Here is a 19,296-nt window from a genome sequence, read left to right as displayed (position 1 = left end):
CCTTCGAAATTAGCCTGCGTTACCGAATTGGCTTTCTGGTAGCCACTTTTTAGACACTTTAATAAATAGACGACTTTAAAAACTTCACCCTCCTTCATCTCACTTCGGTATGCTTCAGTGCCCTTCATTTTACTTCAGGTCACTGGTGTTTGATACATACCACTCATTGTGTCTTCATAAATGCTGGCAACACAATGAGAGTAACAACGTGAAGAAGTAACGAACGCCCAATTCCCCCTATGGGCTACTGAAGGAGAAAATTATGATTTCGATGCCAGTCAAACCCAATCCTGTCCGCGAATTTGACCAGCTGACAAGTCGTCGCCACCCGTCTGTTCAACCTGTTCAATCTGCACAAAAGCCAGCTTCATCTGGCCATGCTAATCGGCTACTTTTAATGCAGGCGATTTTGGAAGGCTTCGTCGATGGGCTAATTATCCTGAGCGAACAGGGTGAAATTTTAATGATGAATGGCCGGGCTCGCCGGATTTGCCGTCGGCTTCAGGAGCAGGCAGGCTATGCCGATTCTGTGCCCCCTTCCGTCCGCCGAGTTAGCCAAGCCATGATTGAAAGCCGCCAGATTTTTCCCGAACAAAAAGTTGCCCCCGAATCTGAAATCGTAACTGAGGAAGGCTCTACGATCCGCGTGCGGGTGCAGTGGGTCGATATTGAACAGGGTGCTTGCCTACTGGTGACGCTGGAAGATCGCTCTCAGTCGATTCAAAATCTTGCGATCGCAGATGCTCGCAAGTATGGCTTCACCCCGCGTGAAACAGAAGTCTGGACGTTACGTCGGGCCGGATATTCTTACAAAGACATCGCCAAACAGCTCTACATTACCCAAAACACTGTGAAGCGCCACGTTAAGAATATCTTGGCTAAAGCTCGCGATATTCAATCGTTCTGACGTTTTCAGACTCCGGGCGTGAAGTTGAATCAGCCTAAGCCTCCAAAAGGGAAGGGTGTGCTGCAATGCGGCACACCCTTCCCTTTTGGGGTTTTCTGTGTGTAATCTCTGTGCGTAAATGGTCATGACCTAGCGACATTTACTTGTTTTTTATGGTTTAGTGAAAGCAAGCTTAATAAAGCATCCTGACTAAATAAATTCTTTTTGTAAAAAGCATTAGTTCATGTGCAATTTCCAGGATGCACGGCACGATGAGATAAGGCATATGCCATCCATTCACCACAGGGACGCAACGGGTTTAGCATGACTGCGACACTACGGCAAAATATTCAAGCGTTTTACGATGCCTCCTCCGATTTATGGGAGCAAATTTGGGGGGAGCATATGCATCACGGTTATTACGGCGTTGCCGGCAATCTGAAAAAGGATCGCCGCCAAGCGCAAATTGATTTGATTGAGCAACTGCTGAAATGGGGCAGTGTAACCGATGCCAAGCAGATCCTCGATGTAGGCTGCGGCATTGGCGGCAGTTCGCTGTATCTGGCCGAGAAATTTCAGGCCGATGCGATGGGAATTACGCTCAGTCCGTTTCAGGCTAACCGAGCCACTGAGCGATCGCAGGCTGCTAATCTGGCCGATGCTAAGCGAACGCCACAGGCGTTTTTTCAGGTTGCCGATGCGCTGGATATGCCGTTTGATCACAATTCCTTTGATTTCGTCTGGTCAATGGAAAGCGGCGAACACATGCCGGATAAGGTGCAGTTTTTACGGGAGTGCTACCGCGTTTTGCAACCGGGCGGCACTTTTTTAATGGCGACCTGGTGTCACCGTCCCACCGATGCAGTAGAGGGCGGCGCACTAACGCCTGACGAGCAGGAGCATTTAGAAGAAATTTATGATGTTTACTGCTTGCCCTACGTAATTTCGCTGCCGGAATATCATGCGATCGCAGCAGAAGTTGGCTTTCAGAACATCCGAGTTTCGGACTGGTCAACTGCCGTTGCGCCGTTCTGGACGCATGTCATTGAATCGGCGTTTGAACCACAGGCATTAGTTGGACTGCTGAAAGCAGGATGGCCCACGATTCGCGGCGCATTGGCGCTGGGTTTAATGAGTCGGGGTTATCAAACTGGGCTGGTGCGCTACGGAGTGCTAGCTGCCACAAAAGCGGAATGATTCGCGATCATCGAAGGGCCAGTTCAGAGAACGGGTGCATTAGGAGCAACTGAATCTGTGTATTTTAGGGATCCTGACGGTAATCTGATTGAGATGTCTGTCTATATTTAAAATTTTTCAACGTGTCTGTGACTTCCCAATCGAGTGCCCCAATTTCTATCCTGCGCCAGCCAAAATTATGGTTCCGTGCCCTGTGGCGATTTTCTCGCCCCCATACGATTATTGGTACCAGCCTCAGTGCGATGGGTCTGTGGCTAATTGCCTGGAGTTTTGTCGGCATTCCTCCTATCGGTAGCGCGATCGCACTTTTACTTTCCGCTTGGCTCGCCTGTATCTGCGGCAACATTTATATCGTGGGGCTAAACCAGATTGCCGATGTTGAGATTGATCGGATCAACAAACCTCATTTACCCGTCGCCTCGGGTCAGTTTTCTCGTCGCACTGCGATCGCAATTATCAGTATCACTGGTACGCTAGCCCTGCTGATTGCCCTCAGTCAGGGCATTTTTTTATTGGCGACCGTTGGCTCTAGTTTGCTGATCGGTACAGCATATTCCCTACCTCCAATTCGGCTGAAGCGATTCGCCTTCTGGGCCTCGGTCTGTATTCTGTCGGTGCGGGGTGGCATCGTCAATTTGGGGCTGTATCTGCACTATCAGCAGCGATTTCTCGGTGCAGCCTGGAATGACCTTAGCCAGCTCACTATTCCTGCTGCGGTTTGGGTGCTGACGGCTTTTGTGGTGGTGTTTAGTATTGCGATCGCAATTTTCAAAGACATACCTGACATCGAAGGCGATCGGCGGTTCAATATCCAAACGTTTACCGTACAGATGGGCCAAGAGGCCGTATTCAACCTGGCGCGCTGGATTTTGACAATTTGCTATTTGGGCATGATTCTGGCGGGTATCCTGTTGCCCAACGTGAATGCGCCGCTGCTGATCGTCAGTCACGCTATTGCCCTTGCACTCTGCTGGATTTATAGCTGGCGCGTTAACTGGCAAAATCGCAGAGTGAAGGCTATCCCAAAGCTGTCATCGCAGCCCCTTACCTATCCCCAGTTTTATCAGTTCATCTGGAAGCTATTTTTTATTGAGTATTTAATTTTTCCCGCTGCTTGTCTGCTCGGTTAAATCCAGTTTCTAGCTGTGGAGATTGATGCCCAGCCGGATTGAGTGCTAGAGTCAGTTCTGCCCTGTTAGATAGTGCAAGCAGTCCATGCGTGTTGAATTTCGAGAAACTGACTTTTTCAATCTTTGGATTTGGGTGGAATTTGCCACCGTACCGTCAATCATGGAGCGCCAGTATGTCGAAGAAGTGTTCGACTCCTGGTTCTTTCTCGGCAAGCTAGGTGGGTTCAACGCTGAAAATCTGCAAGTGCAGGAGACGGGTCTAGAAATCAGCTACATGGACTACAACTCCGATCAAGCCGACGACAGCTTCATGGCGCTGATGCACAACATGGGCGATATCGAATACGAGGGCAATTGGGCCCGCTGCTGGTTTGACTTAGGCACCACAGATGCGATCGCACTGGATGTGTTAATCAATGTATTCCACCAGTTCAGCAAAGACTATGTGGATATCCAACGGATCATCATCGGCGGCGAAAACGAAGACTGGCCGGTTCCTAGAACAGCGCAAGATACGTTTGCAGATGTTGATAGTTAGGAGATGAATCAATACGTAGGGTGGGCAGTGCCCACCTTGACTGCGGGAGGAATGAAGAACGTGAAATTGAAGTCGTCGGCTTGGCAATTGCGCGATCGCACATTTGAATGGGGTCAGCGCACCTATCTGATGGGCATTCTCAACGTCACGCCCGACAGCTTCAGCGACGGAGGGCAGTTCAATACTCTCAATTCGGCGCTAGAACAAGCCCAGCGGATGGCAGAAGCGGGAGCTGATATTTTGGACATCGGCGGCCAGTCTACTCGTCCTGGAGCCGAGCAGATTACGCTAGAGGCGGAAATTGAGCGGGTGATTCCCATTATCCAAACCCTGCGCCAGATGGACTGGATGACAACCGTCCCCATTTCAGTTGATACGACTCGGGCCGAAGTCGCCAAACGCGCGATCGCAGCCGGAGCAGATATCATCAACGACATTTCCGGCGGCATGTTTGAACCGGAAATTCTTTCAGTCGCCGCTGCGCTCAACGTGCCGATCATCCTGATGCACATGCGCGGCACACCCCAGACCATGCAGCAGATGACCGATTATACCGATCTGGTCGGAGACATTGCCGCTGCAATCCAGCAGCAGGTGGAAACTGCGATCGCAGCGGACATCAAACCGGAATACATTGCCCTCGATCCAGGCATCGGCTTTGCCAAAACCGCCGAGCAGAACATTAAGCTGCTGCGCCACTTGCCGGAACTACGGGCACTGGGCTATCCGTTACTAGTGGGGACTTCTCGTAAAAGCTTTATCGGCAAAATCATCAACCAACCTGCCCCCCAACAGCGCATTTGGGGCACCGCTGCCACCTGCTGCGCTGCGATCGCAAACTCAGCCGATATCCTACGAGTTCACGATGTTGCCGAAATGGCCGATGTCTGCAAAGTTGCCGACGCCATCTGGCGACAATAAGCTGGACAAATCAGTAGTCGCACAGTGCTACTCCACAACCTCCGCCTTCTCCACCCGCACATTATCAATCACGGTCAGTTCTAGTGCGGCATCCTGCTCATACGCCTTCACCGCTGCTCGATAAACCGAATATTCGGTCGGCAGTGTTACCGTTTCACCATCCTGCTGAAACGTGATGCGGTAGTCCACATTTTTGATTAACTCCGGCGCACTAGCTCGCTCCTGGGAGCTTCTCTGCCGCGCTTCAATCTCATTTACTGTCGGACGTGGCGGCAACTCTGGCCACCAGAGTCCCTGATCGTCTGGGCCAGTCACAGAACCAACGGGCAGTTCCCCATTTTGATTAATCAGCGACGTGGAGGCAAACTGCTCGCGGCGAACGTCATTCGGGCGATCCGAGCCTTCGGTGTAGTTAACTTGCCAGGTGTAGGACACTTCTGCGATCGCATCATAGTTGGCAACGACCTCATTTGTGCAGCCTGAGACGAGCGCTACCAGTCCGGCTCCAACAGCAAGGCCAATAGATTGAATGTTAATGCTTCGAAAAATCATCAGAAATGCGGAAATAACGATATTTGAACTGTTTTGGCATCCTAGCCTTTATTTTTCGCGGGCAGAACTTGCCCAAAACCGACATGTTTAGACTTTTGAATTTAGCCAATTATGTGCAGCGACTTAACAATTGAAAATATTAATTTTTAAAGAGCGCTTTACGCCATACCGCTGCCTGCTAACTTCAACAAGTCTCACAAGCTCCTTCAAAAGCCCACACAAAAAGGTAAATATTCTTCATCAAAATCTAAACGAAAAATAAATAACTACTTTTAATGCACAAAGGCTAAAAAAGCCTGAAGGATGTCACCAAAACATGCAATTAGAACGATGATGGATACTCGGATTCTAAATTACGGATGCGTGTAACTTTGCTAGGCACATGCCAGCAAATCAATTGGCTCTTTCGTCCCTGCATTATGCTGTTCCATTATGAATACGCCACATTCCGATCCAGTCCTCATCGTTGATTTGGAATTAAGGCTTGCCATTAGCTGGCATTTGCCATTCAAACGGTTGAACTGTCCAATTGTCGTTGCCACATCACTGCAACAGGCCCTGAACTACGCCTATCACGTTCACCCGTGTTTGGTTTTACTCATGGGAGAGCATGTTCATTGGCCCAACAGCTTTATTAAGCAGGTTCGCGCGGCATCTGGTTTAACGCACACGACGATCCTATCAGTGGCTGATAGTGATGCATCGAGTTGGATTCATCGAGAGGAGAATCCAGGCTTAGATGGATTTTTAGTCAATCCCCTAAGCACAGACGTATTGACTTCGCTAGTCGAATCAGCAAGTGCCAAACAAGTGTGCCATTGTCAAGCCGTGTGACGTTTCATAACTGTTTGACGAATACAGTTGTGCTTTTAATATTTCTTAGTCAAAAAGCTTTAATCAACCGCTTGAGAAACTACATTCAAAATCAAAACATTATCAGACAACAGTGTTAAAGCATTTGTTAGCTAATCAGCATCGAATTTAGGTGTTCTAAGTAGCTGCATATGAATAAATGCATAACTAAAAAACCAGGGGAGCGCCCCTCCGGGGCGCTCCCCTGGTTTTTTGTATGCGTTTATTTATGCCAACCTACTTATTCAGGTGCTTCATAGCAGTAGCCATATTAGTTCAGGCAGAGAGAAAATCTAACAGTGTTCAAAATATGAACGCTGTTTTGTAAATGCCCCAACCCCAATGGCGACAACTATCTATAAATTAATGCGGATCAATACTGCTTAATGCTGGAGTTCCAGGAAAGCAGCACATTCAACATGAGCCGTTTGTGGGAAAAAATCAGCAGGTTGCACACGAATGAACTGATATTGACCATCGGCACACAAATGCTTCAGATCACGCGCTAATGTGGCTGGGTTGCAGCTAATATAAGCGATTTTTTGGGGTTGAAGCTGACGAAGCTGCTCCAGTACAGCCGTTGCACAGCCTTTGCGAGGTGGATCGAGTAAAACGAGATTGGGCTGCATGTTTAAGGACTTCAAGCAGGTTTCCACTTTGCCCGCCTGAAATTCCACATTGTGAATCTGGTTTAATGTCGCATTTTGTCGGGCCTGTCCAACAGATTCAGCTTGAACTTCGATGCCGATCGCATATTGGACTCGTTGAGCCAGGGGCAAGGTCAGCGTACCAATGCCACAGTAGGCATCCAATAGAATATCCTCACCTTGAGGATTCAGTTCCTGCATCACCACATCCAACAAGGCTTCTGTTTGCTCGGTGTAGATTTGGAAGAAGGTCGTGGGTTGAATCTTGAATTGCAGTCCAGCGAATACCTCAGTCAGAGTAGGTTCTCCAGCAACGCAACGAGTTTCTGCACCCAAAATGCGGTTAGTGCGATCGCAGTTTAAATTCAGCGCCACGCCGACTAGATCGGGGTACTGCTCTAGCCACAGGGCCGCCTGTTCTTCAATCTCGTCCAGCCGCCAATCCGTTGTCACCAGCGTTAACAGAATTTCTCCCGTTCGCCGTCCGATTCGTAACGACAAATGGCGTAATCGTCCCTGATGGCGTTCCTCATTGTAGATCGACCAGCCCCGCTGCTGAATATCTTGCTTCACCTGAGCGAGTAAGGGATTCAACCGCTCGTCCTGTACCGGACACTGATTGAGATTCACGAGCCGATGGCTACCCTTGCGGTAGTAGCCCGCCTGCACCTGCCCCTCCGCATTGCGACTCAGGGGATAGGTTGCCTTATTGCGATAGTGCAGAGCGTCACCGATCGCCAACACAGGTTCGACTTGCGGCTGCTCAAATCCACCAATCCGCTCCAGCGCCTGTATCACCTGGTTTCGCTTAGCCTCTAGCTGACGTTCATAGCTCACCACCTGCCACTGACAGCCGCCGCACTTATCTGCCACGATGCAGGCTGGCCGAATGCGATCGCGCGATGGTGTTAAGACCGATAACAATTTGGCGTGAGCGTAAGATTTCTTAACATGGACCAATCTAACGCGAACCCTGTCGCCCGGTACCGTGTCTGGAATAAACACGACTCGCTGCTGCCAGCGCCCCACGCCATCGCCGCTGTCGCTCAGGTCAATCACCTCCAGCTCCAGAATTGAACCCTGCTCCCAGAGCGAATCTGAGCTTGAATGTTGCGAATCGTTACGGTTTAGTGTAGTCATTCTCTTCCCTTGAGGCCCCTCAAATCGTTACACTGTCAGAGATATTCCTATCTGAATGCTCTGATAATCATGAGTGTAGTTAGTCAAGTTATTCTCAACGCCGACGATCAGCTTCGCTATCCCACTAGCGGAGAACTAAAAGCGATTGAAGATTTCCTCAGCACTGGGGAGCAGCGGCTCCGCATTGTTGAAATCCTCAATGAAAACCAAAAGAAAATCGTGGACGAATCTAGCCGTCGTCTGTGGCAAAAGCATCCGGAGTATATTCAACCCGGTGGCAATGCCTATGGCGACCGTCAGCGTGCTTTGTGCATTCGTGACTATGGCTGGTACCTACGTCTAATCACCTACGGCATTTTGTCCGGCAGCAAAGATCCAATTGAAAAAATTGGTGTAATTGGTGCGCGCGAAATGTACAACGCATTAGGTGTGCCGATGAAAGGCATGGAAGATTCCATGCGGGCACTCAAGGATGCTTCCTTGGGCTTGCTCTCCGCTGAAGATGCGCAAGAAGCAGCTCCCTACTTTGACTTCCTCATTCAAGGCATGGCAAAGACCACAGTTGGCTAAAACGCTTTTTAACTTTGATTTTTATCTTAGATAAAGCATTCTAGCTTGCTGCTGCTTGGATCTTCCACAGCAACATGAAAAATCAATCGGCGATGGGCATTAAGGAGATTTACTCACATCTTGCACCAAAACCCAGAAGGGCTGTTTTGCCGCCGCGATGCGGCGGCAAAACAACCTCTTCGGGTTTTCAAACTGCAAGGTGCAAGATGTGAGATTTAGCGATTTCTTTTTAGCCTGAGCTCTTAGATTTCTCCGCACTGCCAAAGCAGGCGTTGGCCTTCCTCGGTCAGCGTGGCTCTGACAGGCGGAGAATTTTTGTTTAGCCTACTTTTTGTTTGGCATGTTTTTTGGATATGCGATCGCATTAATCGCACTACTCACATGCACTATCTGCACAAATAAAATCGGACTTGATATCACTCGTTAATACATGACGCGTGCGATCGCAAATCCGTCATAGCCTTTACTGCCTACTGTTTGAATCGCTGTGGCCGATAATCTGGGTTCTGCCGCGATGAGTTCGCAAAATCGGCGCACACCCTGCACTTTGGGGTCAGAATTGGCAGGATTGGCAACCTCACCATCGCGCACGACGTTATCGCCAATGATTACCGTACCGGGGCGAGACAGCTTCAGAGACCAGTGCAGATAATCCGGATTACTCGGTTTGTCGGCATCGATAAAGATTAGGTCAAAAGGAGCCGCATTGTCCTGTAGAAGCTGCGATAAGGTCTCAATGGCTCGACCGATTCGAATCTCGACGCGCTCGGCCAAACCAGCCCTGGCAATATTTTGGGCGGCAACTTCAGCATAGGTAGGATTCGCTTCAAGCGTTACCACTTGACCGTCTGTTGGTACGGCTCGTGCCAGCCAGATCGTACTGTAGCCTCCCAACGTGCCGATTTCCAGAATCCTTCTAGCGCCTTGAATTTGAGCAATGAGCTGTAATAGCTTGCCCTGATTGGCCGCTACTTGATGAGGCGGTAGACCAGCCGATTGACTAGCCTGTAGCGCCTGCTCTAAAGCCGCGTCAGATGGTACTAAGACATCGGCAAAATACTGATCTACTGCCGTCCACTGCTGTTGATTCATATTGCATTAACTGATTTTGCCCTTAAATTAAGCATTAGACTTTATCGGAAATTGTTTTGTAGCGCGGCTCCGCCGCGCTACAAAACAATTTCCGACCCCAAAAACCTTATTTCCAATAAAGTCTATTAATATGAATTCTTGTTGAAGACCCATCATTTATTTTTGTGAAACGTTTGCTTCGCAAACGTTTCACAAAAAATAAATCGGGTTCTTACGCGCAGACTTGATATAAATCAAGCATTAAATCAGGCGTTTACGAATGGCCGACGAAATCTGTTCAACCATAATAACGACTAAGAAGATCACTAAAATGATGGTCAGCGCTTCATCGTAGCGCAGAAGCTGCATTGAGGTTGCCAGTTCAACACCAATGCCGCCTGCACCTACCAGTCCTAAGACCACCGCAGAACGCACCGAAGATTCTAAGGAAAACAGCGTTGATGCCACAAATGACGCCAGTGTTTCCGGCAAAATTGCACCCACCACCACACCTGCTGGTGATGCGCCAAGTGCCCTCAATGCTTCGACCGTACCGGGTTCAATTTCCTCGACTCGCTCAGCAAAAAACCGTCCGCAGAAACCCATTACATCAACGGTAATGGCCAAAACACCTGGCCCCGGCCCTAAACCTACAACCACAATAAAAATCAAGCCCCAGATAAGATCGGGAATGGCTCTCAGCAGGCCGATCAGCGTGCGCGTTGCGACATAGATGACTGGATGAGGCGTCATGTTTTTAGCGGCTAACAGGGCAAGAGGTAGACTCAGCAATGCGCCGAAAACTGTGCCAACCAGTGCCATCTCAAAGGTTTCCAGTGTTGCTTTGAGAATGTTGGGTAAACGGGAAACATCCGGCGGAAAGGCATCGTTGAGGAATTCAGCGAGGCGAAACACCCCTCTAGCCATCCGTTCTGGGGTTAACCCACTAATCGACACTCCATGCAGAAATACCCCAAGTAGAATCAGCCCTAAGATAAACAGTAATGGAGAAGGGCGCTGCCAGCGGACAGGAGGTTGGTAGGAGTAAGAGGGGGTAGGCATGGATAAGTAAGAGAGTGAGGAGTGAGGGAGTAAGAGGTGAGGCGTGGTTAGGTCAATGGTTGGTCGCAACTAGATTAGTTAAATGGTTTTGGGTTAGTAGGAGGCTATTTCAGAATAGAGGGGGTCGGTTGTGGTTGTGTGATAAAGCCAGTCGAGGGTGTCGGGGTTGAGGGTGATTGCGGGTTGATCGAGGACGATTTGGCCGGAAGATAAACCGATAATTCGATCTGCATATTCCACAGCTAAATCGAGCTGGTGCAAGGTGCAAACGACGGTTAATCCGCGTTCTCGGACAATTGTCCAGAGCAGATCCATAACCTCTCGTCCGGCTTTGGGATCAAGGCTAGCGACGGGTTCATCGACCAGCACAATGTCGGGATTTTGCATCAGCATACGTGCGATCGCAACTCGCTGTTGTTGTCCGCCAGATAAGGTATCAACGCGCTGGGTGGCTAGGTCTGCTAGGTTAACTTGGGCCAAGCAATCCATTGCCCGTTGTCGCTCATATTCGGGGGCAGTGGCGGGGAACCAATACCAGGGGCCACGGCTACGGCCCAGAGCACCCTGTAGCACATTGTGAAACGCGCTGAGGTTCTTCACCAGGTTAAAGCGCTGAAACACCATGCCCACTCGCCGCCGCACTGGCCGCAACTGAGCATTGCGTAACGCCGTCACGTCCCAATCACCCAGCAGGATTTGTCCAGATGTAGCTTTCTCCAGTCCCACTAAACAGCGCAGCAGCGTAGACTTGCCTGACCCGTTGGCACCCAGAATCACAATGCTTTCGCCTGGTGCAGCCGCAAAGCTGACCTGATTTAGAGCCAAGGTTTGATTGGGATAGACTTTAACGAGCTGATTAACCTGGAGAGAAAGCATACTATGGGCCAGAAAAAGAACATGTTAGTTGCCGACAAATTCGGTAAACTCGTCTACGCCAATGGCTTTATACGCCTCGCGCACCGAGTCATAATCGCTATCATCAACGGAGACTAGCTCTGAGCCAACAAATTTTTCATTGGCATCCACGGACGTGATGGCGGCAATCAAGGCATCCTGATTCGCCAGCATCTTGTCTCGCATTTCCTCTACCAGTGCCGGATCAAGCGATTTACTGGCCACCATCACATCACTGGGCAGCATTTCACCCCGGAACAGAATGGGATAGTCAGATTCCTCTGCTCCTTCTGCTTCCAGGAAGCGCTCATAGTCAATGTAGGAGCCGCCCCAAGCAACGACATCCCCGTTCCTTAGCGCCTGTAGTTCGGCATCACCCAGCATTAGGACTTCCAAATCGGCCTGTGGGTCTAAACCCTGATCGACCAGAATTTTTGAAGGGCCTAAGTGACCGCTCGTGGAACCAATATCGGACATGGATAGCTTCTGCCCCTTAAGCTGCTCAGCACTAGTGATACCACTATCGGCTCGAACTGCGATCGCAGAAAAGTAGTTCGGTCGGGTTATGGCTAAGAAAGGGACAGCCTGGGTTTTGGCGTTAATCACCACATATTCTGCTGGCCCGGTAAAGACAACATCCACTTGGTCAGACTGGAGCGCCACTGCCGCTGCTGCTCGGTCGGCCACCGGGAAGAACTCAACTGTACGTCCCAGCGTTGCTTCTAATTCGTCCCGGAATGCGCCATAGTCCCGCTGTAGCTCTTCTAGACCCTGCACGTCGGTTACGGCTAAGCGCAACGTTTTGGGCTGGCTAGCTGTGGAACCATCGCCAGAGTTACTTTGAGATTGTGTGGTTGAGGCCGTACAACCGGCTAGAAATAGGGCTGAATAAGCTAAAAAATTGCGTCGTTTCATTGTCTCTCCAAAAATTGACTCACTCTAAACCAGTCGCTGCCGCAGCTTGGCGGACACCGTGTCGATAATGGCCACCGTCACAATCAAAATGATCATGATGGCGCAGACTTCTTGATACTCAAACGCGCGAAAGCTTTGATATAGGGAAACACCGATGCCGCCTGCGCCAACAATCCCCAACACGGCAGCCGAGCGCACGTTGGATTCAAACCGATAGAGCGTGAATGAAGTCCACAACGGCACTACTTGGGGAATTACACCAAATAGGATTTCCTGGAGCTTGCTGGCTCCCGTGGCTCGAATGCCTTCCACTGGGCCAACTTCAATCGCTTCAATCGCTTCCGAGAACAGCTTGGCCAAGATACCTGCTGTGTGAACAAACAGCGCGAGCACGCCAGCAAAGGGGCCTAAACCCACAGCCACAACGAAGATCAGCGCAAACACCACTTCGTTAATGGCTCGCATCGCATCTAGCACCCGCCGCACCGGAAACACAATCCAGTTGGGGCAGATATTGCTCGATGCCAGCACCGACAGCGGAATCGCTGAAATCGCCGACAGCAGCGTCCCCCAAATGCCCATCGCCACTGTTTCCAACGTGTCCTGCAGGTACGATCGCCAGTTGGTGAAGTCGGGCGGAAAGTACTTGGTCACATACTCGGCCATTGTGCCGCTCCCTTGAACCAGTTCCCCAAAGCTTAGATCGCTCAATCGGCCTGCATAAATCAAAACTGCGATCGCAACTATCAAATATCCAATTCGCAGCGGTGTAACGATGGGTCGCTCTTGCGCCAGCATGTCACGGGCGGCAGGAGTGGCCACCAGTTCCTGAGACGGGGCAGACATGGGAGATTTAGTCATAGGAAAAATTGCAATAGAAAAACTGCGATCGCACTTTTAGCATTAACATCTACTCATACGAAGCCCAGTTAAAAACCGAAGGAATGCAAATCAAATAGCCTGTCAATCGTCCTATCCGTAGGGACACGGCAATGCCGTGTCCCTACCCCAACAATTTCACCTGATTAAGTTCGCGTCCCTAAGCATCAACAATTTGGGGAACTAAATTAGAGACTTACTGCAACGCGTCTAGCTGTTTGTTGAGTTCATCAAGCTGAGACTGCTTTGCTTCTGGGCTAAGGTTGGCATCGTTTTGCACCTCCATCATTTTTTGGCCGATATCCAGCTCACGAATAGTATTCCAATCCGTGTCGGTAGCAGGATCAAAGCCCTGCCAGCCCAGCGGTTCCAGCACAGCCGCGTCTTTGTAGTTATAGAAGAAGTTCTTGACCTGATCTTTCAAGCAATCCGGTAAATCCTTCCGATACGCCACTGGATCACTGGGAATAACAGGTGATGTCCAGATAATCTGAATATTCTCGAAAGCTTCAGGGTCGCCCTGCTCAATCTTCAGCAGGTTTTCGCTGTTGTTGGTAGCCACGTCAACCTGATTATTGGCAACGGCTTGGGCGGTTGCCTCGTGACTTCCAGCAAACAGTAGCTCTGAAAATGCTTCATTGGGATTGATACCATTTTTAGCAAACACATAGAAGCTGGGCACCAAGAAGCCAGATGTGGAGTTGGGATCGTTGAAGGCAAAGGTCAAGCTGTCTGTGTTATCAATCACGTATTTGTCGCCGTTGCCAGCTTCAACGTCGATATTTCCCAGGATTGGATTGTTTTTGTTGGTAATTAAGTGGGAGTAGTAACCCTTAGTGCCATCTGAATTAACGGTTTGAGCAAACGCCTCGGCATCCGAGCGATCTGCGGCTTCGATGTAAGATTTCCCGCCATACCAAGCAAGCTGAATTTTGCCAGCACCCATTGCTTCAATCACACCCGCGTAGTCAGTAGCGTAGAAACCGTTAATTGGGCGACCAATCTCAGCTTCCATTGCGTCTAGGAACGGCTCCCACTGAGTTTTGAGATTGTCCTGGGATTCAGTCGAAATAATACCAAAATCGATTTCAGCTAGCTCTGGCGCACAAGCTTCACCGGATGCATCGGCAGCATCACCAGTTGCCGTGGCACCATCCTGTTCAGGAGTACTGCTACAGCTAGCAATCAGGGCCGAACCTGCTAGGACTAAGAGAAAACGAGCAGACCATTTGGTCAAAGCAGTTGTCATCATGGCATGATCCTTGGGTAGTTAGGGCTATTAGGAAAATTGAGAGATAGGGAAGCTGGTTTTTAATTTCGAGTTTTGAGTTTCGAGTTAACTCAAAACTTGTATTTATATCCGTCACGCTAATCCACGGAACTATTACTCCTTATGGATTAGACCTGCGAGGCTGAAAAGATTTCGGCATGTCCGCTCAGGACGAGTTCTTCGGCTGCTGCGCCGTAGATGTGGTTGAGCTGCTGGTTATCGAGGTCGTCAATGTGACCGTCAAAGCGAACGATGCCGTCTCGCAGTGCGATCGCACGTTCAAAGTAGCGGCGTACCATCTGCACCTGATGCAGTGAGGTGATGATAGTGATGCCCTGTTCCTGGTTCAAATGGGTCAGTAGCTCCATCACCTTGCGGGCGGATTCTGGGTCAAGAGAAGCAATCGGCTCATCAGCCAGGATGATTTTGGCTCCCTGCATCAGACAACGTGCGATCGCAACTCGCTGCTGTTGTCCCCCAGAGAGTGCAGAAGCTCGCTTGTAGGCTTGGTTGAGAATACCAACTCGTTCGAGAGCAGATAAGGCACGCAGTTTTTCCGATTTGCTGAAGCCGCGAATTAGCGATCGCATCATCGAAACTTGGGATAGGTTGCCGATCAGCACATTTTCCAGCACAGTCAGACGATTGACCAGGTTAAACTGCTGAAAAATGAACCCCATCTGGCTGCGGAGCTGGCGGGCTTTGGAATGCAGCTTGCCGTCAATTTGCAGTGGGCTGCCGAAGATTTCGACAGTGCCCTGCTCCACCTGCTGTAAGGCGTTCAGATTCCGCAGCAGTGTGGACTTACCGGAGCCAGAAGCCCCTACCAGTGCCACCATTTCACCCGTATCAACCCGCAGGCTGACATCTTGGAGTGCAGGTTGTCCTCTAAAAAACTTGGATAGTCGCTGAACGCTAACAGCGGGGGCGGCAAAGGATGCCTCCAAAGTACTCTTTGTAGCTGGTTGCATGGCTTCTTATCTGCCCAATTACAGTACTGGCTGACAACCAATGAGCACTTCGCCAAACAGCTAGGTGTAGATGTCTAGACAAAAGCGACTCACGACGAGCCATGACTATCTTCAGGGAGGCAGTTTAAGATTCTCTGCGCAGCAGATTAAGTTTGTGTAGATATTCGTTTAAGGAGTTCTAAGGTGATGTTTTGCGATGATGGCTTACTGTGCATCGGGATTCAGCTCAATCATCTGCTGTGTCGTATATGTTCCAATGGGACTCCACAGAATATAGGGTAGCAGGAGCAGAGCCGCCAGTCCTGAGGTCGGCAGAACCGCCAGCGTAAGTAGCACGCCTAAAACGACGCCCAATCCGCCTAAAAGGGTGCCAACTTGCAGACTCCTCAGCCACAGCGTGGCGGGAATGTAAGCAACGGTGACGATTTCTACAAGCAAGTACAATGCCATCAGCAACCAGGTTTTCAGGCTACCGGGTTCTTTTTGCCAAACCAAAACGGCGGAGATGGCTCCACAGGTGAAAATCACTGTCCAAATGAAGGGAATGGCAGGTTCAAAGAATAACCAGTTGGGACGATCTAAGCGCTGGCCCCAGGACACATCGCGAGGCCGAATAACGGCACCTCCCAACACGACCACAAGGGTTATTCCTCCAATTACCAGCCAACTGTTGAACATGGCTTATCCCAAGGTTCACAGGGTTCATACGACTATCGGTCATTTTGGCAAACCAATGTTCTCTCTTCATCATCCCTTGGGCGCAAAGCTGCGATCGCACTTAAGCCTCGTTTTCCATGACTAGCTCCATGCGATCGCCCCGAAAGCGGGTGACACCGTATTCAATCACCACACCATCCTGATCGACGTTAATCGACTCTGACAGCAAAATGGGGCCATTAGCTGGCATTTTGAGCAGCCGCGCATCGCTCGATTGGGCCAGCCGCGCCGAGAGCCGAGTGCGGCGGCGAATATGGTCGCAGCCATATTCGTTATCCAACATGCTGGAGATGGAGCGATAGGTTTCACAATGCTTGGCCAATCCTGGAAATCGCTGACTGGGGAAATGGCTGCTAGAAATGCTGATTGGGATGTCATCAATTGAACTCAACCGCTCAAATAAAACGACGGGTGCGCCCACCTCAACCTCTAGCCGTTTTGACAGCTTGGCATCCGCATTAATTTCTACAATTCGTAGCACCTGCCAGGTTGGCGTCAGCGACTGCGCTTTCAGCGCCTGATTAAACCGCACTCGCTTGCCAATCGGCACTGCAATCGGGTCAGCCATGACGAATGTGCCTCGACCCCGCTCAACGCCAATGATTCCCTCTTGACGCAACACCTCCACGGCTCGCCGCAGCGTGTGGCGATTGACGCCGAATCGCTCGCTTAGCTCAATTTCCGTCGGCAGGCGATCGCCCACTTGAAACACGGATTCTTGAATATTGCGACGCAGTTCATCCGCAATTTGGAGATACAGAGGCAGGGCTTCTTGGTGCATTTTCAAATTAAGGCATTGCGTTCTATTTAATCATGCCCCATAATTTGTCTAGATGTCTATACATATTTAAGCTGTAGTTAATCCTGGGTTAAGTAATGGTGGACTCAGCACAGACACAATCACGCTCAAACTGGATGGCAACCCTGGCCAAAGCGCCGCTTTCGCTCCTAGAGGATCGCGTCGTTACGTTGGGAACTCTGCCGAAACATGACTTTTTGCGATCGCCCGAAATTGGTCTAGCAATGGTACGCGGGCGCGCCGAAGGGACAGGTCAGCCCTTCAACTTGGGCGAAATGACCATCACCCGCTGCGTCGTGCAGGTATTTCCTAATCCTGATGGTGAGCCGATTGCAGGTTTCGGCTACGTCGCAGGGCGATCGCAGCGCCATGCCGAACTAGCTGCCGTTTGTGATGCGCTACTCCAGCATCCCGACTGGCAACTGACAGTGCAGACCCAGGTGATTGAACCATTGCAGGTTGCGGCTCAAGAACAACGAGCCGCAGAAGCCGCAGAAGTCGAATCAACCCGCGTCAACTTCTTTACGCTGCTACGCGGAGAAAGCTAATTAACCATGCTGACTCAACTCCCCAGCTTCAAAGACCCCGTCCACGATGCCCAGCAAACCTTTCGGGCGCTGCTAGAGGCCTTGGCACGTCCTGGAATGGTGCAAACAACAGCGTCGCTGGCCCCGCCAGAGGGATTAGCCCCGAGCTGTGCGGCGGCTTGCCTGACCCTGCTGGATCTAGAAACGACGGTGTGGCTCCAGCCCGGACTACCCGATGCTGCGCGATCGTGGCTGCTGTTCCACACGGGCTGCCGCTTTACATCCCATCCTCAAACAGCCGATTTTGCTGTGATTTGGGATATTAACACACTGCCCAACCTAGAGGATTTCAACTGGGGTACAGCGGAATATCCAGAAGCATCTACGTCTCTGCTGATCCAGCTTGCAGCTTTACAGACTGGAAGTCCCGTCACGTTGCAAGGGCCAGGGATTTCGGATGTTATCACGATTCACACGCCTTTGCCAGTCAGCTTTTGGCAACAGTGGCAGGAAATGACCGCAGACTATCCGCTGGGACTAGACAGCTGGTGCTTTGCCGGAAATCAGGTGCTCGGCTTGCCGCGTACTGCTCGTCTGATCAGCAATCAGGGGGATGAGCTGTGAATCTAGTCATTCGCTTAGCCACCGTTGATGATTTGCCTACAGTGCTGCGGCTGTATCACCAATCCGGTTTGGATCACGACTCTAGCTTGGCGCTAGCTGATGCTGAACAGTGGTTTCAGCGGATTCAGCAGTATCCCAACTATAAGCTATGGGTTGCACAGCTAGACGATCAGGCCGTCGGCACATTTACGTTGCTAATTATGGACAATTTGGTTCACCAGTGCAGTCCCTCCGGCATTGTGGAAGGCGTTGCCGTTGATCCACAGTTTCAAGGTCAGGGAATCGGTAAGCAAATGATGCAATATGCGATCGCACTTTGTCGGGCGGCAGGTTGCTACAAGCTCAGCTTGTCCACCAATCTGAAGCGCGAGAAGGCCCATGCATTCTATGAGTCGCTTGGCTTTCAGAAGCATGGCTACAGTTTTTTAGTTGATACGAAGTCTGGTTGAAAACCCATATTTTTGTAAAACGCTTGCTGCGCAAGCGTTTTACAAAAACAAAATTGGGTTCTTATACATTAAGCTACAGGTTGAATTCCAGAGAATCCCATGCCCTACGTTGCAGTTAAAGGTGGTGAACAGGCCATCCAAAACGCCGAAGCCTTACTCAAAGCTAAACGGCGCGGTGATCCGGCAGTGCCAGAGCTGTCCCTAGAGCAAGTCCAGCAGCAGATGCAGCTCGCTGTCAATCGGGTGATGGCTGAGGGCAGCCTATATGATCCAGATTTGGCTGCCTTAGCTATCAAACAATCTTGGGGTGACTTAGTTGAGGCAGCTTTCCTCCTGCGCGCTTATCGGACGACCCTGCCCCGGCTCTACTACAGTGAGCCAATTGACACCAACCACATGCATCTCCAGCGCCGCATCTCCGCCATCTTCAAAGACACCCCCGGTGGTCAAAAGCTCGGTGCCACCTTCGATTACATCCATCGGCTACTCGACTTCAAACTCGCCGCCGAAACTAACCAGTTCACATCTCCATCCACAAAACCAGCCGATCCAACTAAAGCTACCCCCCGCGTCCTCAACACCCTAGCCCAAGAAGGTTTAATCAACTCAGCAAATACTCCCGCAGGTAGCAACGAAACAAGTCCTCTCCCCCTCTCCCCCCTCACTCCTCACTCCTCACTCCTCA

Annotated in this window: 21 protein-coding genes and 1 pseudogene; 11 read left to right on the top strand and 11 right to left on the bottom strand. The window is 50.5% G+C overall.

What is annotated here, in order from left to right:
• Positions 1-262 precede the first annotated feature (262 nt).
• The 5 genes from AC286M_RS16700 to folP all read left to right on the top strand — a co-directional run bounded on the left by AC286M_RS16700 (position 263) and on the right by folP (position 4,672).
• The gene (locus AC286M_RS16700) at positions 263-907 is read left to right on the top strand and encodes a helix-turn-helix transcriptional regulator (RefSeq protein WP_488205462.1); all 645 of its coding nucleotides are present in this window, start codon (positions 263-265) and stop codon (positions 905-907) included.
• Positions 908-1,210: 303 nt separating this feature from the next.
• Complete coding sequence (locus AC286M_RS16695) at positions 1,211-2,083, top strand: methyltransferase domain-containing protein (RefSeq protein WP_488205461.1); 873 nt, start codon at positions 1,211-1,213, stop codon at positions 2,081-2,083.
• Positions 2,084-2,211: 128 nt separating this feature from the next.
• Entirely contained in the window at positions 2,212-3,213 is a 1,002-nt protein-coding gene (locus tag AC286M_RS16690) for a homogentisate phytyltransferase (RefSeq protein ID WP_488205460.1), read from the top strand.
• Between the two features lie 85 nt (positions 3,214-3,298).
• Complete coding sequence (locus AC286M_RS16685) at positions 3,299-3,751, top strand: DUF3531 family protein (RefSeq protein ID WP_488205459.1); 453 nt, start codon at positions 3,299-3,301, stop codon at positions 3,749-3,751.
• A 60-nt stretch (positions 3,752-3,811) separates the two neighbouring features.
• The gene (folP, locus tag AC286M_RS16680; RefSeq protein ID WP_488205458.1) at positions 3,812-4,672 is read left to right on the top strand and encodes a dihydropteroate synthase; all 861 of its coding nucleotides are present in this window, start codon (positions 3,812-3,814) and stop codon (positions 4,670-4,672) included.
• A 27-nt stretch (positions 4,673-4,699) separates the two neighbouring features.
• On the opposite strand, the gene AC286M_RS16675 is transcribed toward folP, so the two are convergent.
• A complete protein-coding gene (locus tag AC286M_RS16675; protein WP_488205457.1) occupies positions 4,700-5,224 on the bottom strand; it encodes a hypothetical protein in 525 nt (174 codons plus the stop codon).
• A 432-nt stretch (positions 5,225-5,656) separates the two neighbouring features.
• On the opposite strand from AC286M_RS16675, the gene AC286M_RS16670 reads away from it, so the two are divergent.
• Entirely contained in the window at positions 5,657-6,058 is a 402-nt protein-coding gene (locus AC286M_RS16670) for a response regulator (protein ID WP_488205456.1), read from the top strand.
• 401 nt (positions 6,059-6,459) lie between these two features.
• Here AC286M_RS16670 and rlmD read toward each other — a convergent pair whose 3' ends face one another.
• Positions 6,460-7,863: a 23S rRNA (uracil(1939)-C(5))-methyltransferase RlmD gene (rlmD, locus tag AC286M_RS16665; RefSeq protein ID WP_488205455.1), complete on the bottom strand. Its 1,404-nt coding sequence runs from the start codon at positions 7,861-7,863 to the stop codon at positions 6,460-6,462.
• A 69-nt stretch (positions 7,864-7,932) separates the two neighbouring features.
• Between rlmD and apcD the strand changes: the two genes are divergently transcribed.
• Entirely contained in the window at positions 7,933-8,433 is a 501-nt protein-coding gene (apcD, locus tag AC286M_RS16660) for an allophycocyanin subunit alpha-B (protein WP_488205454.1), read from the top strand.
• A gap of 423 nt (positions 8,434-8,856) precedes the next feature.
• On the opposite strand, the gene AC286M_RS16655 is transcribed toward apcD, so the two are convergent.
• The 9 genes from AC286M_RS16655 to phnF form a co-directional block, all read right to left on the bottom strand.
• Positions 8,857-9,525, bottom strand: a complete 669-nt coding sequence (locus AC286M_RS16655; protein ID WP_488205453.1) for an O-methyltransferase — start codon at positions 9,523-9,525, stop codon at positions 8,857-8,859.
• Between the two features lie 240 nt (positions 9,526-9,765).
• Positions 9,766-10,566 (bottom strand): phosphonate ABC transporter, permease protein PhnE, encoded by an 801-nt coding sequence (gene phnE / locus AC286M_RS16650; RefSeq protein WP_488205452.1) that lies wholly within the window; start codon positions 10,564-10,566, stop codon positions 9,766-9,768.
• A 93-nt stretch (positions 10,567-10,659) separates the two neighbouring features.
• Positions 10,660-11,442, bottom strand: coding sequence for a phosphonate ABC transporter ATP-binding protein (phnC, locus tag AC286M_RS16645; RefSeq protein ID WP_488205451.1), 783 nt, complete (start codon positions 11,440-11,442; stop codon positions 10,660-10,662).
• Between the two features lie 24 nt (positions 11,443-11,466).
• Positions 11,467-12,375, bottom strand: coding sequence for a phosphate/phosphite/phosphonate ABC transporter substrate-binding protein (gene phnD, locus AC286M_RS16640; RefSeq protein ID WP_488205450.1), 909 nt, complete (start codon positions 12,373-12,375; stop codon positions 11,467-11,469).
• A gap of 24 nt (positions 12,376-12,399) precedes the next feature.
• The gene (gene phnE / locus AC286M_RS16635; protein ID WP_488205449.1) at positions 12,400-13,236 is read right to left on the bottom strand and encodes a phosphonate ABC transporter, permease protein PhnE; all 837 of its coding nucleotides are present in this window, start codon (positions 13,234-13,236) and stop codon (positions 12,400-12,402) included.
• 214 nt (positions 13,237-13,450) lie between these two features.
• Positions 13,451-14,506 (bottom strand): phosphonate ABC transporter substrate-binding protein, encoded by a 1,056-nt coding sequence (gene phnD, locus AC286M_RS16630; RefSeq protein WP_488205448.1) that lies wholly within the window; start codon positions 14,504-14,506, stop codon positions 13,451-13,453.
• Between the two features lie 146 nt (positions 14,507-14,652).
• Complete coding sequence (phnC, locus tag AC286M_RS16625) at positions 14,653-15,495, bottom strand: phosphonate ABC transporter ATP-binding protein (RefSeq protein WP_488205447.1); 843 nt, start codon at positions 15,493-15,495, stop codon at positions 14,653-14,655.
• A gap of 204 nt (positions 15,496-15,699) precedes the next feature.
• Positions 15,700-16,173, bottom strand: a complete 474-nt coding sequence (locus AC286M_RS16620; protein WP_488205446.1) for a TspO/MBR family protein — start codon at positions 16,171-16,173, stop codon at positions 15,700-15,702.
• Positions 16,174-16,273: 100 nt separating this feature from the next.
• Positions 16,274-16,993, bottom strand: coding sequence for a phosphonate metabolism transcriptional regulator PhnF (gene phnF, locus AC286M_RS16615; protein WP_488208844.1), 720 nt, complete (start codon positions 16,991-16,993; stop codon positions 16,274-16,276).
• A gap of 95 nt (positions 16,994-17,088) precedes the next feature.
• On the opposite strand from phnF, the gene phnG reads away from it, so the two are divergent.
• The 4 genes and pseudogenes from phnG to AC286M_RS16595 all read left to right on the top strand — a co-directional run.
• Positions 17,089-17,559, top strand: coding sequence for a phosphonate C-P lyase system protein PhnG (gene phnG, locus AC286M_RS16610; protein ID WP_488205445.1), 471 nt, complete (start codon positions 17,089-17,091; stop codon positions 17,557-17,559).
• Between the two features lie 6 nt (positions 17,560-17,565).
• Complete coding sequence (gene phnH / locus AC286M_RS16605) at positions 17,566-18,162, top strand: phosphonate C-P lyase system protein PhnH (protein ID WP_488205444.1); 597 nt, start codon at positions 17,566-17,568, stop codon at positions 18,160-18,162.
• On the top strand, positions 18,159-18,611 hold the full coding sequence (locus AC286M_RS16600; protein WP_488205443.1) for a GNAT family N-acetyltransferase: 453 nt from the start codon (positions 18,159-18,161) through the stop codon (positions 18,609-18,611). The genes phnH and AC286M_RS16600 overlap by 4 nt, the downstream gene beginning before the upstream one ends.
• 99 nt (positions 18,612-18,710) lie before the next feature.
• Positions 18,711-19,223, top strand: a pseudogene (locus tag AC286M_RS16595) (carbon-phosphorus lyase complex subunit PhnI); the annotation flags it as partial.
• Positions 19,224-19,296 lie beyond the last annotated feature (73 nt).

Source organism: Thainema salinarum CENA647, from assembly GCF_057732415.1.
This window is presented reverse-complemented; position numbering and strand designations above follow the sequence as displayed.

Excerpts from the sequence above, each read along its gene's own strand:
- phnC (WP_488205447.1), bottom strand. The coding sequence starts at position 15,495 with ATGCAACCAGCTACAAAGAGTACTTTGGAGGCATCCTTTGCCGCCCCC.
- phnD (WP_488205448.1), bottom strand. The coding sequence starts at position 14,506 with ATGATGACAACTGCTTTGACCAAATGGTCTGCTCGTTTTCTCTTAGTC.
- AC286M_RS16675 (WP_488205457.1), bottom strand. The coding sequence starts at position 5,224 with ATGATTTTTCGAAGCATTAACATTCAATCTATTGGCCTTGCTGTTGGA.
- rlmD (WP_488205455.1), bottom strand. The coding sequence starts at position 7,863 with ATGACTACACTAAACCGTAACGATTCGCAACATTCAAGCTCAGATTCG.
- apcD (WP_488205454.1), top strand. The coding sequence starts at position 7,933 with ATGAGTGTAGTTAGTCAAGTTATTCTCAACGCCGACGATCAGCTTCGC.
- AC286M_RS16655 (WP_488205453.1), bottom strand. The coding sequence starts at position 9,525 with ATGAATCAACAGCAGTGGACGGCAGTAGATCAGTATTTTGCCGATGTC.
- phnC (WP_488205451.1), bottom strand. The coding sequence starts at position 11,442 with ATGCTTTCTCTCCAGGTTAATCAGCTCGTTAAAGTCTATCCCAATCAA.
- phnE (WP_488205452.1), bottom strand. The coding sequence starts at position 10,566 with ATGCCTACCCCCTCTTACTCCTACCAACCTCCTGTCCGCTGGCAGCGC.
- phnH (WP_488205444.1), top strand. The coding sequence starts at position 17,566 with ATGCTGACTCAACTCCCCAGCTTCAAAGACCCCGTCCACGATGCCCAG.
- phnE (WP_488205449.1), bottom strand. The coding sequence starts at position 13,236 with ATGACTAAATCTCCCATGTCTGCCCCGTCTCAGGAACTGGTGGCCACT.
- AC286M_RS16695 (WP_488205461.1), top strand. The coding sequence starts at position 1,211 with ATGACTGCGACACTACGGCAAAATATTCAAGCGTTTTACGATGCCTCC.
- AC286M_RS16700 (WP_488205462.1), top strand. The coding sequence starts at position 263 with ATGATTTCGATGCCAGTCAAACCCAATCCTGTCCGCGAATTTGACCAG.
- phnG (WP_488205445.1), top strand. The coding sequence starts at position 17,089 with ATGGTGGACTCAGCACAGACACAATCACGCTCAAACTGGATGGCAACC.
- phnF (WP_488208844.1), bottom strand. The coding sequence starts at position 16,993 with ATGCACCAAGAAGCCCTGCCTCTGTATCTCCAAATTGCGGATGAACTG.
- AC286M_RS16685 (WP_488205459.1), top strand. The coding sequence starts at position 3,299 with ATGCGTGTTGAATTTCGAGAAACTGACTTTTTCAATCTTTGGATTTGG.
- AC286M_RS16670 (WP_488205456.1), top strand. The coding sequence starts at position 5,657 with ATGAATACGCCACATTCCGATCCAGTCCTCATCGTTGATTTGGAATTA.
- phnD (WP_488205450.1), bottom strand. The coding sequence starts at position 12,375 with ATGAAACGACGCAATTTTTTAGCTTATTCAGCCCTATTTCTAGCCGGT.
- AC286M_RS16620 (WP_488205446.1), bottom strand. The coding sequence starts at position 16,173 with ATGTTCAACAGTTGGCTGGTAATTGGAGGAATAACCCTTGTGGTCGTG.